Source organism: Modestobacter sp. SYSU DS0290 (genome assembly GCF_054050955.1).
Map to the genome: position 1 here is coordinate 60354 of NZ_JBJHAI010000003.1, position 17387 is coordinate 77740.

16 protein-coding genes and 1 tRNA gene are annotated in these 17387 nt (G+C 75.6%); 6 read left to right on the forward strand and 11 right to left on the reverse strand.

Annotated elements, in window-relative coordinates; translation table 11 throughout:
• Window positions 1–102: 102 nt before the first annotated feature.
• Genes ACI795_RS04745 through ACI795_RS04770 form a run of 6 tightly spaced genes read right to left on the reverse strand, consistent with a single transcriptional unit; the run spans window position 103 to window position 7415 of the window.
• Window positions 103–1839, reverse strand: a complete 1737-nt coding sequence (locus tag ACI795_RS04745) for a serine/threonine-protein kinase (RefSeq protein ID WP_457074066.1) — start codon at window positions 1837–1839, stop codon at window positions 103–105.
• A complete protein-coding gene (locus ACI795_RS04750; protein WP_457074067.1) occupies window positions 1839–3284 on the reverse strand; it encodes a peptidoglycan D,D-transpeptidase FtsI family protein in 1446 nt (481 codons plus the stop codon). Before ACI795_RS04750 ends, ACI795_RS04745 begins: the two co-directional genes overlap by 1 nt.
• Window positions 3281–4693, reverse strand: a complete 1413-nt coding sequence (locus tag ACI795_RS04755) for an FtsW/RodA/SpoVE family cell cycle protein (protein ID WP_457074068.1) — start codon at window positions 4691–4693, stop codon at window positions 3281–3283. Before ACI795_RS04755 ends, ACI795_RS04750 begins: the two co-directional genes overlap by 4 nt.
• A complete protein-coding gene (locus tag ACI795_RS04760; RefSeq protein WP_457074069.1) occupies window positions 4693–6144 on the reverse strand; it encodes a protein phosphatase 2C domain-containing protein in 1452 nt (483 codons plus the stop codon). The genes ACI795_RS04755 and ACI795_RS04760 overlap by 1 nt, the downstream gene beginning before the upstream one ends.
• Window positions 6141–6596, reverse strand: coding sequence for an FHA domain-containing protein FhaB/FipA (locus tag ACI795_RS04765; protein ID WP_457074070.1), 456 nt, complete (start codon window positions 6594–6596; stop codon window positions 6141–6143). The genes ACI795_RS04760 and ACI795_RS04765 overlap by 4 nt, the downstream gene beginning before the upstream one ends.
• Before the next feature lie 21 nt (window positions 6597–6617).
• Window positions 6618–7415 (reverse strand): FhaA domain-containing protein, encoded by a 798-nt coding sequence (locus ACI795_RS04770; RefSeq protein WP_457074071.1) that lies wholly within the window; start codon window positions 7413–7415, stop codon window positions 6618–6620.
• A 247-nt stretch (window positions 7416–7662) separates the two neighbouring features.
• On the opposite strand from ACI795_RS04770, the gene ACI795_RS04775 reads away from it, so the two are divergent.
• Window positions 7663–7745: transfer RNA gene (locus ACI795_RS04775), tRNA-Leu, on the forward strand.
• 52 nt (window positions 7746–7797) lie between these two features.
• Here ACI795_RS04775 and ACI795_RS04780 read toward each other — a convergent pair.
• The 4 genes from ACI795_RS04780 to ACI795_RS04795 form a co-directional block, all read right to left on the reverse strand.
• Entirely contained in the window at window positions 7798–8826 is a 1029-nt protein-coding gene (locus ACI795_RS04780) for a hypothetical protein (protein ID WP_457074072.1), read from the reverse strand.
• Entirely contained in the window at window positions 8823–9476 is a 654-nt protein-coding gene (locus tag ACI795_RS04785) for an RNA polymerase sigma factor (RefSeq protein ID WP_457074073.1), read from the reverse strand. Before ACI795_RS04785 ends, ACI795_RS04780 begins: the two co-directional genes overlap by 4 nt.
• Window positions 9477–9590: 114 nt before the next feature.
• Entirely contained in the window at window positions 9591–9968 is a 378-nt protein-coding gene (locus ACI795_RS04790) for a nuclear transport factor 2 family protein (RefSeq protein ID WP_457074074.1), read from the reverse strand.
• A 96-nt stretch (window positions 9969–10064) separates the two neighbouring features.
• A complete protein-coding gene (locus tag ACI795_RS04795; RefSeq protein ID WP_457074075.1) occupies window positions 10065–10601 on the reverse strand; it encodes a DUF1707 SHOCT-like domain-containing protein in 537 nt (178 codons plus the stop codon).
• 82 nt (window positions 10602–10683) lie between these two features.
• Between ACI795_RS04795 and ACI795_RS04800 the strand changes: the two genes are divergently transcribed.
• Both ACI795_RS04800 and ACI795_RS04805 read left to right on the forward strand, forming a co-directional pair.
• Complete coding sequence (locus tag ACI795_RS04800) at window positions 10684–11694, forward strand: aldose epimerase family protein (protein ID WP_457074076.1); 1011 nt, start codon at window positions 10684–10686, stop codon at window positions 11692–11694.
• A 162-nt stretch (window positions 11695–11856) separates the two neighbouring features.
• On the forward strand, window positions 11857–12072 hold the full coding sequence (locus tag ACI795_RS04805; protein ID WP_457074077.1) for an RNA-binding S4 domain-containing protein: 216 nt from the start codon (window positions 11857–11859) through the stop codon (window positions 12070–12072).
• Between the two features lie 170 nt (window positions 12073–12242).
• Here the strand turns inward: ACI795_RS04805 and ACI795_RS04810 are convergent, their stop codons facing one another.
• Complete coding sequence (locus tag ACI795_RS04810; protein WP_457074078.1) at window positions 12243–13217, reverse strand: endonuclease/exonuclease/phosphatase family protein; 975 nt, start codon at window positions 13215–13217, stop codon at window positions 12243–12245.
• A gap of 128 nt (window positions 13218–13345) precedes the next feature.
• On the opposite strand from ACI795_RS04810, the gene ACI795_RS04815 reads away from it, so the two are divergent.
• From ACI795_RS04815 to ACI795_RS04825, 3 genes are all read left to right on the forward strand, one after another.
• Window positions 13346–14974 (forward strand): CYTH and CHAD domain-containing protein, encoded by a 1629-nt coding sequence (locus tag ACI795_RS04815; protein WP_457074079.1) that lies wholly within the window; start codon window positions 13346–13348, stop codon window positions 14972–14974.
• Window positions 14975–15062: 88 nt separating this feature from the next.
• Window positions 15063–16313, forward strand: a complete 1251-nt coding sequence (locus ACI795_RS04820) for a metallophosphoesterase (protein WP_457074080.1) — start codon at window positions 15063–15065, stop codon at window positions 16311–16313.
• Complete coding sequence (locus tag ACI795_RS04825; RefSeq protein WP_457074081.1) at window positions 16310–17260, forward strand: hypothetical protein; 951 nt, start codon at window positions 16310–16312, stop codon at window positions 17258–17260. The genes ACI795_RS04820 and ACI795_RS04825 overlap by 4 nt, the downstream gene beginning before the upstream one ends.
• Window positions 17261–17387 lie beyond the last annotated feature (127 nt).

A 17387-nucleotide genomic window follows, 5' to 3' on the forward strand; every position in this document is an offset into this window, starting at 1 on the left:
GCGTAATCAGTGAGGGGGCCCAGACCCGGTGCGACGCGGAGGCGGGGAACAGGTGTGTCAGCAGGGGCCCACGGGCCGCAGGTTGATGGCGCGGACCCAGGCTCAGCACGGGCTGCTGGACGTTGCGGTCGACGGAGTGGGGGACGGGGCGGGCGACGTGGTGGTCGACGGGGTGGGGGACGGGGTGGGGGACGGGGTGGCCGAGGGGGTGGCCGAGGGGGTGGCCGACGGGGTGGCCGACGGGGTGTTCTCGGCGGCCGCCAGCGTCTCCCCCGCCACCAGCGCACGGATGCCGCAGCCTGGCCGCCCGGGCGGGTCGTCCTCCTCCTGCTCCTCCGCGCCGTCGTCGGAGTCGTCGCTCGGGCGGGCGGTGGTGCCGGGTGCCGGCTCCTCGCGGCCTTCGGGCGTGTACGGCGCCCCGGTGACGTACAGCGTCACCAGCTCACCGACGGTCAGCGGTCCCTGGTCCGGGTCGGCCGTGACGACGGTGTCCTCGTCCAGCGTCCGGCCTGCTGCGGCCAGCTGCGCGGCGCTCGCGGTCACCTGGTCGACCTCCAGTTCGAGCGCCTCCAGCTGCCGCTGCACGGTGTCCGCGTCGGCACCGATGTACCGGCTGACGTCCCAGTCGATCCCGCCCGTGGCGTTGGTGGACGCCGGCGGCGCGGAGGACGGCGTCGAGCTGGTCGCGCTGGGGGCGGCCGTGTCGGAGCGGTCACGCGTGCCGCCGGACGTCACGACCAGGTAGCCGGCGACGACCACCGCCAGCAGGGCGACCGCGGCGCCGATCCAGATCAGCCGGGTGCGGCGCTGCCGGGCGGCGGAGTCGGGCTCGTCGTCCCACTCGCCGTCGGACCAGCGGTCCTCGTCGACCGGGCCGGCCACCAGGGGCGGCATCGTCCGGGGGGCGGTGGCCGGTCCGCGGGCGCCGGGGTCGGTGGCCGGGATCATCCGGGTGACGACGCCGTCCTGGTCGACCACCTGGGTGACCGTGGTGGTCGGCGGGGCGGTTCCGCCCGCGGCGACGCGGCGGACGGCGTCGGCGAACGCGCCGCCGTCCGGGTAGCGGGCGGCCGGGTCCTTGGCCAGCGCCCGCTCGATGAGGGCGCGCACCTGCGGGGGCACGTCGGCCGGCATTGGCGGGGGCGGGCGGTTGATCTGCGCGAGCGCGATCGCCACCTGGGACTCGCCGTCGAACGGGCGGACGCCGGCCACGCACTCGTAGCCGAGCACGCCCAGGGAGTAGACGTCGGACGCGGCGGTCACCACGTGCCCCTGCGCCTGCTCGGGGGAGAGGTACTGGGCGGTGCCCACGACCATCCCGGTCCGGGTCAGCGGTGCGGCGTCCCGGGCGTAGGCGATGCCGAAGTCGGTCAGCTTCACAACGCCGTCCGGGCGCACCAGCAGGTTCCCCGGCTTGATGTCGCGGTGGACCATGCCGGCCGCGTGCGCGGCGGACAGACCCTCGCCGGCCTGCGCCAGCACGTCGAGGGTCTGGTCGGAGGTCAGCCGGCCGCGCTCGGCCAGGATCGTGACCAGCGGCTTGCCCTCGACGAACTCCATCACCAGGTAGGCCAGCCGCTGGCCGTCGTCGGTGGTCTCGCCGTAGTCGTAGACCGAGGCGATGTTCGGGTGCGAGAGCGCCGCCGTGTGCCGCGCCTCGTTCCGGAAGCGGATGAGGAAGCTGGTGTCGCTGGTGTACTCGCTCTTGAGGATCTTGACCGCGACCGTCCGGCCCAGGGTGCGGTCCCGGGCCTGCCAGACCTCGCCCATCCCACCGGTGGCGATCGGGGCGGTGATCTCGTAGCGGCCGGCCAGCACGGTGCCCACGCGCACGGCCATCAGCCGCCGACCCCCAGCCGGGCCTCGATGACCGAGCGCGCGATCGGCGCGGAGGTGTCGCCACCGGTGCCGCCGCCGTTGCGGACGAAGACGGCGACGGCGATCTGCGGGTCGTCGGCCGGGGCGAAGCCGATGAACCAGTTGTGGTCGGCGCCGGCGTTCTGCGCCGTCCCGGTCTTGCCGGCCACCTCGACCCCGCTGATCCGGGCCCGGCGGCCGCTGCCCTCGTCGACGACGCTGGTCATCATCTCGGTGAGCTGGTCGGCGACCTCGTCGGAGACCGGCTCGGAGCGCACCTTGGGCTCGGTCTGGTCGATCACGCTCAGGTCGGGGGCCTGCACGGAATCGACGAGGTACGGCTCCATGAGCACGCCGTCGTTGGCCACCGCGGCGGCGATCATCGCCGCCTGCATCGGCGTGACCTGGACGTTGCGCTGACCGATGGAGGCCTGGCCGAGCTGGTCGTCGCTCTCGATCCCGCCGACGGTGCTCGGGACCACCTCCAGCGGCATGTCGAAGCCCTCATCGTCGATGCCGAAGGCCTCGGCCATGTCCCGGACCCGGTCCTCGCCGAGCTCGATGCCGAGCTGGGCGAAGGCGGTGTTGCAGGAGATGGTCAGCGCGTCGATCAGCGGCTGCTCACCGCTGGGGCTGCAGGCGGAGTCGCCGAAGTTGGGCAGCCGCTGGTTCGTGCCCGGCAGGACGTAGTCCTGCGGCGCGGGGACCACCGTCTGCGGGGTGTACTCGCCGGTGGCCAGCGCCGCGGCGGAGACGATCACCTTGAAGATCGAGCCGGCCGCGAAGCGCTCGTCGATGGCGAAGTTGGTCACCTGGTCCTCGGTCAGCGACTCCCGGTACTCACGGATCGCCGCCGGGTCGTGCGAGGAGAGCAGGTTCGGGTCGAACGTCGGTGAGCTGGCCAGGCCGAGGACCGCGCCGGTCGCTGGGTCCAGCGCGACGACGGCGCCGGCCAGCCCCTCGTCGAGCCCGGCCAGGCCCTCCATCGCTGCCTGCTGCACTGCCGGGTCGATGGTCAGCTCGACGTTGCCGCCGGCCGGGTCGCGGCCGGTGAAGATGTCGGTGAGCCGCCGGAAGGCCAGGCGCGCGTCGGTGCCGGCGAGGACCTCGTTGGCTGCGTTCTCGATCCCGGTGCGGCCGTAGATGAGCGAGTAGTAGCCGGTGACCGGGGCGTACACCGGGCCCTGCGGGTACTGGCGCAGGTAGCCCAGCCGGCTGCCCTCGCTGGGCACCGAGGTGGCGACCTCGTTGCCGGCGACCACGATGGAACCGCGCTCCTGGTCGTACTCGTCGACCAGGTTGCGGGTGTTGCGGGTGTTCTCCCGCAGCGAGTCGGCGCGGACCACCTGGATCACGTTGACGTTGACGATCAGCAGGGTGAACAGCACCAGCACGCTGATGGCCACCTTGCGCAGCGGTGCGTTCACGGGCGGACCACCTCCGTGGGCGCGTCAGTGAGCTTCTGCGGGGTGGCCGGCGGCGGGGTGGCGGGGCGGCGTGCGGCGTCGCTGATCCGCACCAGCAGCGCGATCAGGCCGAAGTTGGCCACCAGCGAGGAACCGCCGTAGGCCAGGAACGGGGTGGTCAGGCCGGTGAGCGGCAGCAGGCCGGTGACCCCGCCCAGGACGACGAACACCTGCCAGGCCACCGCGAACGCGAGGCCGGCGGAGAGGAGCTTGCCGAAGCCGTCGCGCACGATCAGCGAGGTGCGCAGGCCCCGCTCGACCAGCACCAGGTAGAGCACGATCACCGCCACCAGGCCGAACAGGCCGAGCTCCTCCCCGATCGCCGCGGCGATGAAGTCGCTCTTGGCCACCGGCACCTGGTCGGGCCGCCCACCGCCCAGGCCGGCGCCGAACATGCCGCCGGTGCCGAGCCCGAAGAGGGACTGCACGACCTGGTAGCCGCCCTCGTCGATGTTGCCGAAGGGGTCCAGCCAGGTGTCGACCCGCACCCGCACGTGGCCGAACAGCTGGTAGGCGACGAACGCACCGCCGGCGAACAGCAGCAGGCCGATGACCAGCCAGCTCGCCCGTTCGGTGGCGACGTAGAGCATGACGACGAAGATCCCGAACAGCAGCAGCGAGCTGCCCAGGTCGCGCTCGAAGACCAGCACCAGGATCGACGCGGCCCAGGCCAGCAGCACCGGTCCGAGGTCCCGGCCGCGCGGCAGCTCCAGACCGGCCACCTTGCGGCTGGCCAGGGCGAGGACGTCGCGCTTGTCGACCAGGTAGGCGGCGAAGAAGACGACCAGGCAGATCTTGGCGAACTCACCGGGCTGGATGGAGAAGCCGGCCACCCGGATCCACAGCTTGGCGCCGTTGATCTCCGAGTTCGGCAGCACCGCGGGGATGGCCAGCAGCACCAGGCCGACGAGGGCCAGCGTGTAGGCGAACCGGGAGAGCACCCGGTGGTCGCGGACGACGACCAGCACGGCGACGAACAGCACCAGTCCGACGGTCGCCCACAGCAGCTGCACCGGGGCGTCCTCGCGGGTGGCGGTGGCGCCGATCTGCTCGTCGGAGATGTCCAGCCGGTGGATCATCACCAGACCGAGCCCCACCAGCACCGCCACGCAGGGCAGCAGCAGCGGGTCGGCGTAGGGCGCGAAGCGGCGGACGACGAGGTGCGCGACCACCCACAGCGCGGTGAACCAGGTGCCGAAGGTGGCGAGCTCGGGGCTCAGTGACCCGGTGACGGTCACGTCGACGATGCACTGGGCGGCGAGCGTGATCAGCACCGCGAAGCCGAGCAGCGCCAGCTCGGTGCCCCGCCGGGTGGGGACGGGGGTGCCACCGGCGGCGACGGCGCGGGGGTCGGTGCCAGGGCCGGTCATCAGTCGAGCTCCCGGCAGTCCACCCCCGGCTCACCCGAGCTGGAGGGCCGCGGGGCCGTGCCGGTCGGGCTCGCCGTGGAGCTGGCAGCGGGGGAGGTGGTGGCCGGGTCGGCCTGCTCGGTGGGCGCGGACCCGGTGGGCCCCGGCGTGGTGGGCGCGGGGGCCTCGGTCGGAGCCGGGCTGGTCGGGGCCGGGTCGGCCGGCGCGGAGCTGGTGGCGGCGGCGGTGCTCGGGACGGTCCGGCACGGAGGCAGGCGCTGGCCGCGCAGGTTGGCCAGGATCCGCTCGGCGTCGTCCCGGCTGTCCGCGGCGATCCCGTCGGACACCCGGCTGCGGGCGGCCTGGGTCAGGTCGCTGGTGGCCAGCCCGGTCGTGTGGTCGAGCCGGTAGAGGTCGAGCCCGACGATCGAGGCGTCCACGCCCCGGAAGACGGCGACCTCGTCCCCCTCGGCGGCCGCGGCGACGCCGACGAACCAGTGGCTCATCACGAACAGCCAGCCGCCGATCGCCGCGGCGCCCAGCAGCACCAGCGCGGTGCCCCCGATCAGCGCGGTGCGCAGCGGACGGCGGGCCCGGCCGGGGGAGGGTCCGGCGGTGGCGCCGGCGACGGGGGAGCCCGCCGCGGGCTGGGCCAGGGCGGCCCGGCCGGCCGCCGACCGGGGATCGACCTCGCGCTGACCGGCGTTGTCACCGGCGGCGCCGTCGACCACCGGCTCGATCAGCGCGCCCCGGCCGTCGTCCTCCACGACGTCGGCGACGATGCAGGTGATGTTGTCCGGTCCACCGCTGCGCAGCGCCAGCTCGATCAGCCGGTCCGCCGTCGCCTGCGCGTCGGGGTCGGTCAGCGCCTGGGCGAGCGTCTCCTGGCTGACCACGCCGGAGAGGCCGTCGGAGCAGAGCAGGTAGCGGTCGCCGGCGCGGGTGTCCCGGATCGACAGGTCGGGCTCGACGTCCTGGCCGTTGAGGGCGCGCAGCAGCAGTGAGCGCTGCGGGTGGCTGTTCGCCTCCTCCTCGGTGATCCGGCCCTCGTCGATCAGCGTCTGCACGAAGGTGTCGTCGTGCGTGATCTGGTGCAGCTCCCCGTCGCGCAGCAGGTAGGCGCGGGAGTCGCCGACGTGGCACAGCGCCACCCGGGCGCCGGCGAAGAGGATCGCGGTGAGCGTGGTGCCCATCCCCTCCAGCTGGGGGGACTCCCGGATCACCTCGCGCAGGTGCTCGCTGCCGTCGAACACCGCCGACCGCAGCGCCTGGAGCATGTCGCCGGAGGGGGCGTCGTCATCGAGGTGCTCCAGGGCGGCGATCACCACCTTGCTGGCGACGTCGCCGGCGGCGTGGCCGCCCATGCCGTCGGCGACGGCGAGCAGCCGGGGCCCGGCGTAGACCGAGTCCTGGTTGGTGCCGCGGATCAGCCCGCGGTCGGAGCGCGCGGCGTAGCGCAGGACGAGGCTCATGAGCGGAGCTCCAGCACGGTCTGCCCGATCCTGATCGGCTGGCCGGGGGACACCAGCAGCGGCCCCTGGACGCGCTGCTGGTCGAGGTAGGTGCCGTTGGTCGACCCGAGGTCCTCCACGTACCACTGGCCGCCGCGGTTGGTCAGCCGCGCGTGCCGGGAGGAGGCGAAGTCGTCGGTCAGCACGAGGGTGGAGTCGTCGGCGCGGCCGATGAGGATGGCCTGGTCGCCGAGGGTGATCCGGGTGCCGGACAGCGGGCCGGCGGTGACCACGAGGTGCTTGGGGCCGCCGCGCTTGCGGCCGGTCTGCGCCCGGGGGGGCACCGAGGCGACCCGGCCCACCCGGCCGCCGAACAGGTCCGCCCGGACCACCCGGAAGGCGGCGAAGATGAACAGCCAGAGCAGCAGCAGGAACCCGAAGCGGAAGGCCTGGAGCACGATCTCAGCGGGCACCGGAACCCCCTGGGACCGCGTTCACGCGCCGTCCTGCCGGTAGACCAGCACCGAGTGGCCGATCCGGATGACGTCGCCGTCGGCCAGCTCCTGCCGGCTCACCCGGCGGCCGTTGACCAGGGTGCCGTTGGTGGAGCCGAGGTCCTCCACGGTGACCCGGTTGCCTGCCAGCTGGACGTCGGCGTGCTTGCGGCTCACCCCGGTGTCGGGCAGCCGGACGTCGGCGTCGGTGCCGCGCCCCAGGACGTTGCTGCCCTGCTCGAGGACGTGCTTGGTGCCCGGGCCGTCGACGACGAGCACGTGCGAGGTGCGCTGGCCCGTGCGGCCGACGGCGCCCGGGTCCGGGGCGCCGGTGTCGGTGGCGCTGCGGCCCTGCACCCCCGCCAGCGGGGGGAGGGGCGGCAGGCCGGGTGGCGCGGCCGGAGCGGGATCGGCGCGGTGCGGGCCGCCGTCGCCCACGTGCGAGGAGACCTCGAAGACGCCGGTGCGCAGCTCCTCGTCGCGCTCCAGGTGCACCTCGATGGCACCGAAGGTCTGGTAGCCCTCGGACTCGACGTGCTCGGCGACCATGTCGGCCAGCTCGGCCGCGAGCTGCTCGGACCACTCTGCGAGGTTGTCGTGGTCGGAGGGGCCGAGGGTCACGGTGAAGACGTTGGGCGCGAGGACCCGGCCACCGCCGAGCACGGACCGCTGCTCGTCGGCCTCGCGCTGCAGGGCGTGGGCGATCTCGGCGGGGTGCACCTTGCCCTTGAACACGCGGGCGAAGGCGAGCCCGACCATGCCCTCCAGCCGCCGCTCGAAGCGCTGCAGCACACCCACAGTCGCTCCTCCGCCCTCGCGCCGACCTCCCGCTGCCCTGAGCGACGATCGTAACCGGGGGGAGCCTCCCGGACCGGCCGCACGCCGCAGGCGCTCCGGACGATCTCGTCCGCCCGGAGTCCAGACGACCTGTCTACCAGCGTCCCGCTCGTGGGGTGGCCGCCGCGCCGGGAGAACCGGCACCGAACGGTCTCCCAGGGGGTGCCGTCGGGTGCCTCCGGCGGGCTGCTACTGTTCTCCCTCGCCAGGGCAAGTGGCGGAATGGCAGACGCGCACGGTTCAGGTCCGTGTGTCCGAAAGGACGTGGGGGTTCAACTCCCCCCTTGCCCACTGGTACGAAGGGCCCCTCCCGACCGGGAGGGGCCCTTCGTCGTTCGGTGGGTCAGGGGTTGTGCGTCACCTGCTCGGCGAACTCGAGCACCTGTTGCTGGGTGAACGCCCCCGGGGCCTGCAGGACGAACGTCGTCCCGTCGGGGAACTGCGCCTGCAGGTACCAGCCGCGCTGGTCGAGGTAGCCGGTGTCGACCGGAACCAGCTGGGCCGGCCGGCCGTGCACGGTCACGTCCAGCTGCGGGCCGATCGGCCCCATGATGCTGCTGCGCACCTCGTCGGCCGGGATCACGTCCTCCGGCAGCGGGACGTGCACGGTGACCTCCTGCTGCTCGTACGCGTCGTTGACCAGCGTGAGCACCCGGCCCATCTTGAAGCCGCGCACCGACCAGCCGGCCGGGGCCAGCCCGACGTCGAGCGTCGCGGGCTGCGGTCGGTCGACCAGTGAACCGGCGATCTGCAGCACCCGGGTGGTGGTGCCGTAGCGCCCGTACGCGTCGATGGTCACCCACTGGTCGTCGGAGCGTTCCCAGGTCAGCGAGGTGGACGTGCGGCGGTGGCAGTCCTCGCCGGGAGCATCGCCGGTGCACCAGGTCTCCGAGTAGCGCACCAACTCGGCATCCTCGCCGTCGACGCTGACGTCCTCGGTGGCGGTGACGTCCCGGTCGCCCAGCTCCGGCTCGTCCCCGGCGACGTACAGCGTGAAGCCGTCCTCGCCGCCCGGGGCGTCGTAGCTGGCGATCGTCGCGCCGTCGCCGGCCCCGTCGAACGCCGGCCGGAGGCCGTCGGGGACCGGGTCGAGGGTCAGCGGGAACGTCGGCATCTCGAAGTCCACGAGGGTCACGCTGCTCGCCGGGCTCCCCGGGTCGTCCGGGGCCGCGATGACGACGGCCGCCGACCAGGCTGCGGCGACGGCGACGCCGGCGGCGCCCAGGCGCAGCGTCGTCCGCCGGCTGGGCCGTCGGCGGCGAGCCGGGCCGTCGATCTCGGACAGGAGCGCCGCCCGGGCGGCCGAGCGCGCGTCGGGGGAGAGCGCCGGCGCCTCGGGGCCGGCCTCGCGGAGGGCGGTGAGCTCGTTCATCGGGTCTCCTCCGAGGTGTCGCCGAGCGGGGAGACGTCCCCGAGCGCGGCGCGGGTCTGGCGGCGGGCGCGGTGCAGCCGGGAACGGACGGTGCCGACCGGGACGTCGAGCACGGTGGCGATCTCCTCGTAGGAGAGGTCTCCCCAGGCCAGCAGGAGGAGCGCGTCCCGGTCCCGGGGCTTCAGCCCGGCCAGGGCGGTGGCCAGCGGGCCGCGCAGCGCCTGGGCGTCGAGCCGGTCGGCTGTGTCGGCGGGATCGGCGGCGTGCTCCGCGAGCTGCCCGGCGGCCTTCGCCAGCGTCCGGTACCGGCGCCGTTCGGTGCGCTCGTGCCCCTGGACGACGTGGGTGGCGATCCCCAGCAGCCAGGGCCGGACCTCCACGTGCTGGGGGGGGTAGGCCGCGCGCCGGCGGAACGCGATCAGGAAGGTCTCGCTCAGCAGGTCGTCGGCCAGGTCACCCACCCGCCGGCCCAGGTAGCGGTGCACGGCGGTGGCGTGCCGGTCGAACAGCGCGGTGAACTGCGCCGGGTCGGTCACCGACCCGGCGACCAGCTCGGCGTCCGTCGGGAGGGCGGACGGGAGGGCCCGGAGGGGGACCGGGTCCGGGCCGGGTGGGCGGCGCGCGCCGGAATGCACGCGGAGGCCGGCCACGGGGGGTGATGCTCCAGCAGCGGTGGGTGGGCTCGTCACACCCCTTCATGTCCGGACGCCGCGATCCGGTTCACGGCGCTGCCCGGCGCGCCGGGCAGCGCGCCGGGCGCCGGGTCAGGCGGTGCCGCTGCGGCCCTGGAGGAACGCCGCCGAGTCGTAGTACGTGCGCACGCCGGAGAGCTGCTGCTCGTCGCCCTCGATGACCGTGACGCCGCGGTAGGTGAACGGCTTCCCGTCCCGCAGGGTGCCGGTGGAGGTCCACTCCAGCGCCGCGCTCGACTCGCCCACCACCGTGTGCGTGAACGTCGTCTCGATGTCGCCGAAGACGTCGCGGTAGTCCGTCCAGAAGGTCCGGGCGCCCTCCCGGCCGCGGGTCTCGTGGTGCTCGTCGAGCTTGACCAGCTGGGTGTCCTCACCGGCGAGCTCGACGAGCGGGCCGGGGTCGCGATCGGCGTCCAGGCGGTGCAGCGCGTCGGCGAAGCGGTCGGTCATGGTGTGCACGGGGTCCTCCGGGTGCTGGGCCTCTGCTGGGCTCGGTCCCCGCCCGCCTACCCGCCCCGACCCCGGCCGACCCGGGACACGCCCGGGTCAGTCCCGCTGGCCGTGCGGGAGCCGGTGCTGCCCGTCGGGCGAGGACCCGCGGCCCGCGCCGATCGTCTGGACGGCCAGCACCAGCCCCCACGGGCCGATCACCCACACCGGCCAGAAGTAGTGGAGCTCGCCGGAGCCCCAGGAGCTCATCGCCCAGACGGTGAGCACGATGAGCGCGGTGGCCGTCCAGCTGCCCCAGGCGGCGCGCAGCGAGGATCCACCCGCCCAGGCCTGGCCGGTGCCGAGGGGGCCCCAGCTGCCGGCCCAGGGGAAGGCGCCGCCGGCGTGCGCCGACGCCGGGCCGCCGGTGCCGGCCGGCCCGGTCGCCGGGGTCACCGCCTCGAGGTGCGGGCCCTCGTCGGGCAGGTCGGCGGTGAGCGGGGCCAGGTCGCCGTAGGTCTTCGCGGCCCAGGCGCGGGACAGCCGCTCGTCGTACTCCTCGACGGTGAGCCGGCCGGCGGACAGGTTCCGCCCCAGGGTCTCGGCGACCGCGGCCCGGTCGGCGTCGGCGGCGCGGAGGTGGGGCTCGGGCATCGGTCGCTCCTCGGGGTCGGTCCCGTCCCAGTCTGGTGTCCGGGGGGCTCCGGAGGCCACTGACGTCTGTCACCAGTTCCACGTGGAACAGGTGACCCGGGTGGTCAGTGGCTGTGGTGAGCTGTGCAGCGACGTCCACGAGGAGGACCGGATGACCCAGCGGACCGACGCTCCCGCCGACACCCTGCCCTGGCCGGCCACCGAGCCCCGGGAGGTCGCCGTCACCGTCGGCGCGGCCGAGCTCGTCGTCGACCTGCGCGGCGGTGGGCCCCGCCGCCTCGCCGTCGGCGACTGGGAGGTGCTCGACGGCTACCCGGCCGGCACCGTCCCGGCCGGCCGGCGGGGCGGCGTGCTGGTCCCGTGGCCCAACCGGCTGCGGGACGGCAGGTGGTCCTGGCGTGGCCGGGACCTGCAGTTGGACGTGGCCAGCGGCTCCTCGCCCAACGCCGTGCACGGGCTGGTGACCGCCCAGCCGTGGGGTGTGCTCACGCAGACCGCTGACGCGGTGACCGTCGGCACCCTGCTGGAACCGCGCCCCGGCTACCCGTTCCGGCTCGCCGTCGCGATCGACTACCGGCTGGCCGAGGGTGGGCTCGCCGTCGTCGTCCGGGTGCGCAACGCCGGGGACGACGACGCACCGCTGGGCGTCGGCATGCACCCCTACCTGCACGTCGGGGCACCGGAGGAGGGCGGCCTGGCCGACGCCGACCTGTCCGTGCCCGCGGGCGCTGCGCTGGAGGTCGACGGCGGGCTGCCCACCGGCGCCCGGCGGCCCTTCGACGGCGAGGTCGGCCGGATCGGCGACCGCCGGCTCGACGACCCGGTGACCGACCTGGTCCGGGACGACGACGGCTGGGCCCGGGTGTCGCTGCGGGGGCCGGCGGGTGCGCTCGAGCTGGCCGTCGACCGCGCGTGGCCCTGGCTGCAGGTCTTCTCCGGGGACACGCTGCCGGCCGGCCAGCGCCGGCGGAGCCTGGCGGTGGAGCCGATGACCTGCCCGCCCAACGCGCTGGCCGACGGCGTCGACCTGGTCGTGCTGCCCCCGGGCGGGACGTGGTCGGGCACCTGGACGCTGCGCTGGTCGCCCGCCTGACGGTCCGGGCGTCGTCGGGTGGTCCGGCCCGTGGCGGTGCACCGGGAGCAGGGCGGCCCGCTGGCCGTCGGCGCGCTGGTGACCCGGTCCGGCGCGGTCGCCGTGGGCGACGAGGTCCGCCCGGCCTGACCGGCCGGCGCAGCGCGGGGGAGGATCGGGGGCGTGCGCACCATCGAGCTCCGCTCCGGCGAGGAGTCCATCCGGCTGGGCCAGCTGCTGAAGCTGGTCGACGCCGTCCCCTCCGGCGCCCAGGTCAAGGACGTGCTGACCGGCGGAGGCGTCCGGGTCAACGGCGAGCCCGAGGACCGGCGGGGCCGCCAGCTGCACCGCGGGGACGTCGTGGCGGTGGTCGGCCAGGAGGACGTGCGCATCGGCTGAGCTGCCCGGTGCGTGTGCGCCTCGTTCCGGAGCGTCGCACCGCGCGCGGAACGCGGTGAGTTAACCCAGATGTCACACAGCTGATGTGCAGGTCCGCGATGGGCGGGCATGGGGTCAGTGCCCGGGCGGCGGTGGTGCGGACCCGCCGCCCGGGGCTCTCACCCCCTCGATCACGGCGCCGCGGGCAGCCGCAGGTCGGCGACGAGCGCCCGGTGGTCGGTCCCGGGCACGTGCACCACCTGCAGGGCGTCCACCCCGATGCGCGGGTCGACGAGGACGTGGTCGAGGGTCAGCCGCGGGTGCGGCACCCGCATCGGCCACCAGGTGGCCCGCAGCGCCTGGCCGGTCGCCGCTGCGGCGTCCACCCAGCCCCGGCGCACCAGCTGCCGGAGGGCGGCGTGGTCGGGCGTGGCGTTGAAGTCACCGGCCAGCACCCGCAGCACGCCCGGCTCCGGGTCGGGCAGCAGCCGCAGGTCCTCTTCCCAGCGGGCGACCTGCGCGGGGGAGCTCGTCGGTGGGTGGGTGTGCACCGCGGTCAGCTCGACGTCCGGCGCACCCGGCACGGTCAGCAGGGCCGCGGGCTGACCGAAGCGACCCGGCACCACCGTGCGCTGCCGTACCTCCAGCCGGGTCCACAGCGCGCCGCCGGCGCCGACGGGCTGGCCCTCCCCGGCGGGGACCACGTGGCTCTCGGGCAGCAGGTCGGCCACCCCGGCGGTGAGCAGGCCGGACACCGCCTCGGGCGTGACCTCCATGAGCGCCAGCACGTCGGCGTCCTGCGCCGCGGCCAGGGCCACCAGGGCGTCCGGGTCGGCCCGCCCGTGCAGCATGTTCGCCGAGACGATCCGCAGTCGTGGTCCCTGCGGCCGCACCGTGGGGGAGGTGGACGCCGTTCGTGCCAGCACCACGCCCGTCAGCACCGCGGCCGACGCGGTCGCCACCACGGCCGCGCCGCGCGAACGGGACAGCAGGGCCGCGGTCAGGGGCAGTCCGCTGGTCAGAGCCGCGTAGGGCGTGAAGGCCAGCGCGGGCACCAGCGGGAAGCCCCGTTCGGTGCCGGTCAGCCGGAGCGCGGCGGCCGCGGCCCACGGGGCGGCGAACAGCGTGGGGGCCCAGCGGCGGGGAGTTCGGGGGTGGCGGGGCACGGCGACCATGGTGCCCAGCGAGGCCGGCGGTGGTCACCGTCGGGTGCGCCGTTCACCTGCGTGCGGTAGGACGGGGGGTTCATGGCGCCGTCTGAGACGAGGACGGCTGCCCGGACGAGAGGCGGAGCGTGGCTGTCGAGCACCTGGAGATCGAGCGCAAGTTCGACGTCGAGGAGACGTTCGTCCTGCCCGACCTGGGCGACGTCCCCGGGGTCGCGGCGGTCGCCGATCCGGTCGAGCACGACCTCGAGGCCGCCTACCACGACACCGCGGACCTGCGACTGGCCCGAGCCCGGGTCACGCTGCGCCGCCGCACCGGCGGCACCGACGCCGGCTGGCACGTCAAGCTGCCCGCGGTGGCCGGTGCGCGCCGTGAGCTGCACTCCCCGCTGGGCCGGGCGGCGAAGACCCCGCCGAAGGCCGTGCTCGAGCCGGTGCTGGGGATCGTCCGCCGCGCTCCGGTCGGCCAGGTCGCCTCGTTGCGCACCCGCCGGGTGGTCACCGCGCTGCAGGACGCCGAGGGCCGGGTGCTCGCCGAGGTCGCCGACGACCACGTGACCGGCACCGCGCTGCCGGCCGAGCCCGGCGCCGCCGCCGTCGTCACCACCTGGCGCGAGGTCGAGGTCGAGCTGGTCGAGGGCGACGAGGCGCTGCTGACCGCGGTCGGCAACGCGCTGGTCGCCGCCGGGGCCCGGCCGGGGCAGTCCCCGGCCAAGTTGACCCGGGTGCTCGCCGACCGGCTGGCCGCCCTCGACGGCGCCGCCCCGGCTCCCGCCCTGCCGGCCCCGCCCACGGGCAAGGCCGGGAAGAAGGGCAAGAAGAAGGGCAAGCACTCCCGCGCCGAGGGCAAGGCCGCGCGCCGCGCCGCGGTCGCCGTCGCGCCGGTCGGCGAGGTGGTGCTCGCCGCGCTGCGCGACCAGGTCCAGGCGCTGCAGGACGCCGACCTGATGCTGCGCACCGCCCAGCCCGACGCCGTCCACCAGGTCCGGGTCGCCTGCCGCCGGCTGCGCAGCACGCTGGCCACCGTGCGCCCGGTGCTCGACCGGGAGCGCACCGACCCGATCCGGGCGGAGCTGGCCGAGGTCGGCAGCGCGCTGTCACCGAGCCGGGACGCCGAGGTCGCCCTGGCCCACCTGCGCGAGCTGGTCGCCGGCGAGCCGGAGGAGCTGGTGCTCGGCCCGGTGGCCGCCCGGCTGCAGCAGGCGGAGACCAAGGACGTCGCCGACGGCGATGCGCAGGCACGCCGCGCGCTGAACGGCGCCCGGTACCTGCAGCTGCGCGACGACCTCGACGCGCTGCTCGCCGACCCGCCGTTCACCGCGGTCGCCACCGAGCCCGCCGGGGAGGTGCTGCGGGCGGTGCTGGCCAAGGCCGCCAAGCGGCTGCGGAGCACGGTGGAGGCCGCGCAGGACGCCGCACCCGGGCACGATCACGACGAGGCGCTGCACGAGGTGCGCAAGGCGGGGAAGCGGCTGCGCTACACCGCCGAGGCGACCCTGCCCGTGCTGGGCCCGCCGGTGAAGGAGCTGGTCACCGCGCTCAAGGCCGTGCAGGAGGTGCTCGGCGACCGGCAGGACACCGTCGTGACCCGGCAGCTGTGCACCCAGCTGGGGCTGCAGGCCTTCGCCGACGGGGAGAACGCGTGGACCTACGGCCGGCTGCACGCCCTGGAGCAGGCCCGGGCCGAGCGCGCCGAGCAGGAGTTCTGGCTCCGCTGGCCGGCGCTGCGCCCGGTGCTCAAGAGCGCGACCCGGTGACCCCTCCGGCGGCGGCCGGGTCCCAGCGAGGAGCCCTCCCCTGTCCCTGATCGCGGCCCTCGGCTTCGGCTCCGTCGTCCTGCTGGCCATGGTGCTGCTGCACGGCTACCTGTGGCTGCGGCTGGTGCGGGGCACGACGCGCCCGGGCCGGCTGCGCCGGCGGCTGACCCTGCTCGCCGTCGTGCTGGCGGTGCTGCCGGTCGCCGCGGTGCTGCTGCGCCGTTCGCCGCTGCCGCAGGCGGTGGCCACCCCGCTGGACTGGATCGGCTACACGTGGCTGGGCCTGGCCTTCTACGCCTTCCTGGCGGTGCTGGCGACCGAGCCGATCCGGCTCGTCGCCCGGCTGCTGAGCCGGCGCCGCGGGCAGACGTCGGAGGAGGTGGCCGACGAGGCGGCGCGGGCGGAACCTGCCGCCACGGCCGCCGAGCAGCCCGTACCGGTCACCGCGCCGGACCCGCCGGCGCCGGACCCGGTCAGCCGCCGGCTGTTCCTGGCCCGCTCGCTGGCCGTCGGCGCGGGCGCGGTCGCGCTGGGGACGGCGGGCACCGGGGTGGTGCTGGCGAACTCCGCGCCCGTCGTCCGGCGGGTGCCGATCACCATCCCGCGGCTGGACCCGGCGCTGGCCGGGCTGCGGATCGTCACCTTCTCCGACGGGCACCTGTCCTCGACCTACGGCGGACGCCGGTTCGAGCGGGTGGTCGAGACGGTCAACGCCCAGCGGCCCGACGTCGTGGCGATCGTCGGGGACCTGGTCGACGGCGAGGTCGCCGAGCTGCGCGAGGACGTCACCCCGCTGGCCGACCTGGTCAGCGAGCAGGGCGTCTTCTTCGTCACCGGCAACCACGAGTACTTCGTCGACACCGCCGCGTGGCTGCGTCACCTACCCACCCTGGGCGTGGAGGTGCTGCGCAACGAGCGGGTGGAGCTGCGCCGCGGGGGCGCGGCGGTCGACCTCGCCGGGATCGACGACCGCACCGCGGCCGGCTCCGGGCTGCCCGGCCACGGGGCGGACCTGGACGCGGCCCTGGACGGCCGGGACGACGACCGCCCGGTCGTGCTGATGGCCCACCAGCCGGTGCAGGTCGAGCAGGCCCGCGCGGCCGGGGTCGACCTGCAGCTGTCCGGGCACACCCACGGTGGTCAGCTGTGGCCCTTCGACTACGCCGTCCTGCTGGACCAGCCGGCGGTGGAGGGCTGGTCACGGCAGGGTGACACCCAGCTCTACGTCACCGCCGGCGCCGGCTACTGGGGGCCGCCGATGCGGGTCGGCGCCCGGCCGGAGGTCACCGTGATCGAGCTGCAGCCCGGCACGCCGCGGTCCGGGACACTGCCCGGATGAGCGGACTCGCGGAGATCGACGCCCGGCTGGCCGCGGCGGCCGAGCGCTGCCGGCGGCTGGTGCACGCCCGGGCCCAGGCCGGTCAGCTGGCCGACGAGGCGGCCGAGCTGGACGCCCGGCTGGTCGAGCTGGGCCGGCAGGCGGGCGCCGAGGCCGACGACGTCCGGGCGCTGGAGGGGGTCTCGCTGTCCCGGGTGCTGGCCTCGCTGCGCGGCAGCCGGGCGCAGGACCTGGACCGGGAGCGCGCCGAGGCCGACGCCGCCCGGCTGCGGCTGCAGGAGGCCGAGGCCCTCCGCGCCCGGCTGGACCGGCAGCTGGACCGGGTCCGCGCGGAGGTGGCCGCGCTGGCCGACGCGGGCGCGGAGCTGGCCACCGCGACCGAGGCGAAGGACGCCTGGCTGCAGGCATCGGGGACGCCGGTGGGCCGCCGGCTGCTGGAGCTGGCCGTCGAGCGCGGGCGGCTGGGCGCCGAGTCGGCCGAGGTCGGCGAGGCGCTCGCGGCCGCGGCCGCCGCCCGGGACGCGCTGTCCCGGGTCCGTGACCGGCTCGGCTCCGCACGGTCCTGGTCGGGCTGGGACACCTTCCTCGGCGGTGGTGCGCTGGCCAGCTCGGTGAAGCACGACCGGCTGGACCAGGCCGCCGCCGCGGCCGCCGACGCCGACCAGCAGCTGCGGCTGCTGGCCCGCGAACTGGTCGACGTGCCCGGTGCGGCGGTCCAGCTCCCCGCCCTGGGGATCGGCGAGCTCACCCGGTTCGTCGACATCTGGTTCGACAACGTCTTCACCGACTGGCAGGTCGGCGCCCGGATCGACGAGTCCCTGGCGCGGGTCGACGAGCTGCAGCAGCTCGTCGACGACGTCGGCGCGGACCTGGACCGGCGCGCCACCGAGCTCGACGCGCGGCTGGGCCGGCTGGCCGACGAGCGGGCCGAGCTGCTGCGCGGCTGACCGACCCCGCACCTCGGCGGGCGCACGGCGGCACCCGGACGGGGGGAAAGGCCGGACACCGCGGGGACAGGGCGGTGCCCGACCCGCTCCGGTGCGTCGCGAAAGGCCGGTGCGCTGCGGTCGCGCG

Excerpts from the sequence above, each read along its gene's own strand:
- ACI795_RS04745 (WP_457074066.1), bottom strand. The coding sequence starts at position 1,839 with ATGGCCGTGCGCGTGGGCACCGTGCTGGCCGGCCGCTACGAGATCACC.
- ACI795_RS04755 (WP_457074068.1), bottom strand. The coding sequence starts at position 4,693 with ATGACCGGCCCTGGCACCGACCCCCGCGCCGTCGCCGCCGGTGGCACC.
- ACI795_RS04760 (WP_457074069.1), bottom strand. The coding sequence starts at position 6,144 with ATGAGCCTCGTCCTGCGCTACGCCGCGCGCTCCGACCGCGGGCTGATC.
- ACI795_RS04780 (WP_457074072.1), bottom strand. The coding sequence starts at position 8,826 with ATGAACGAGCTCACCGCCCTCCGCGAGGCCGGCCCCGAGGCGCCGGCG.
- ACI795_RS04790 (WP_457074074.1), bottom strand. The coding sequence starts at position 9,968 with ATGACCGACCGCTTCGCCGACGCGCTGCACCGCCTGGACGCCGATCGC.
- ACI795_RS04795 (WP_457074075.1), bottom strand. The coding sequence starts at position 10,601 with ATGCCCGAGCCCCACCTCCGCGCCGCCGACGCCGACCGGGCCGCGGTC.
- ACI795_RS04820 (WP_457074080.1), top strand. The coding sequence starts at position 15,063 with ATGGTGCTGCTGCACGGCTACCTGTGGCTGCGGCTGGTGCGGGGCACG.
- ACI795_RS04825 (WP_457074081.1), top strand. The coding sequence starts at position 16,310 with ATGAGCGGACTCGCGGAGATCGACGCCCGGCTGGCCGCGGCGGCCGAG.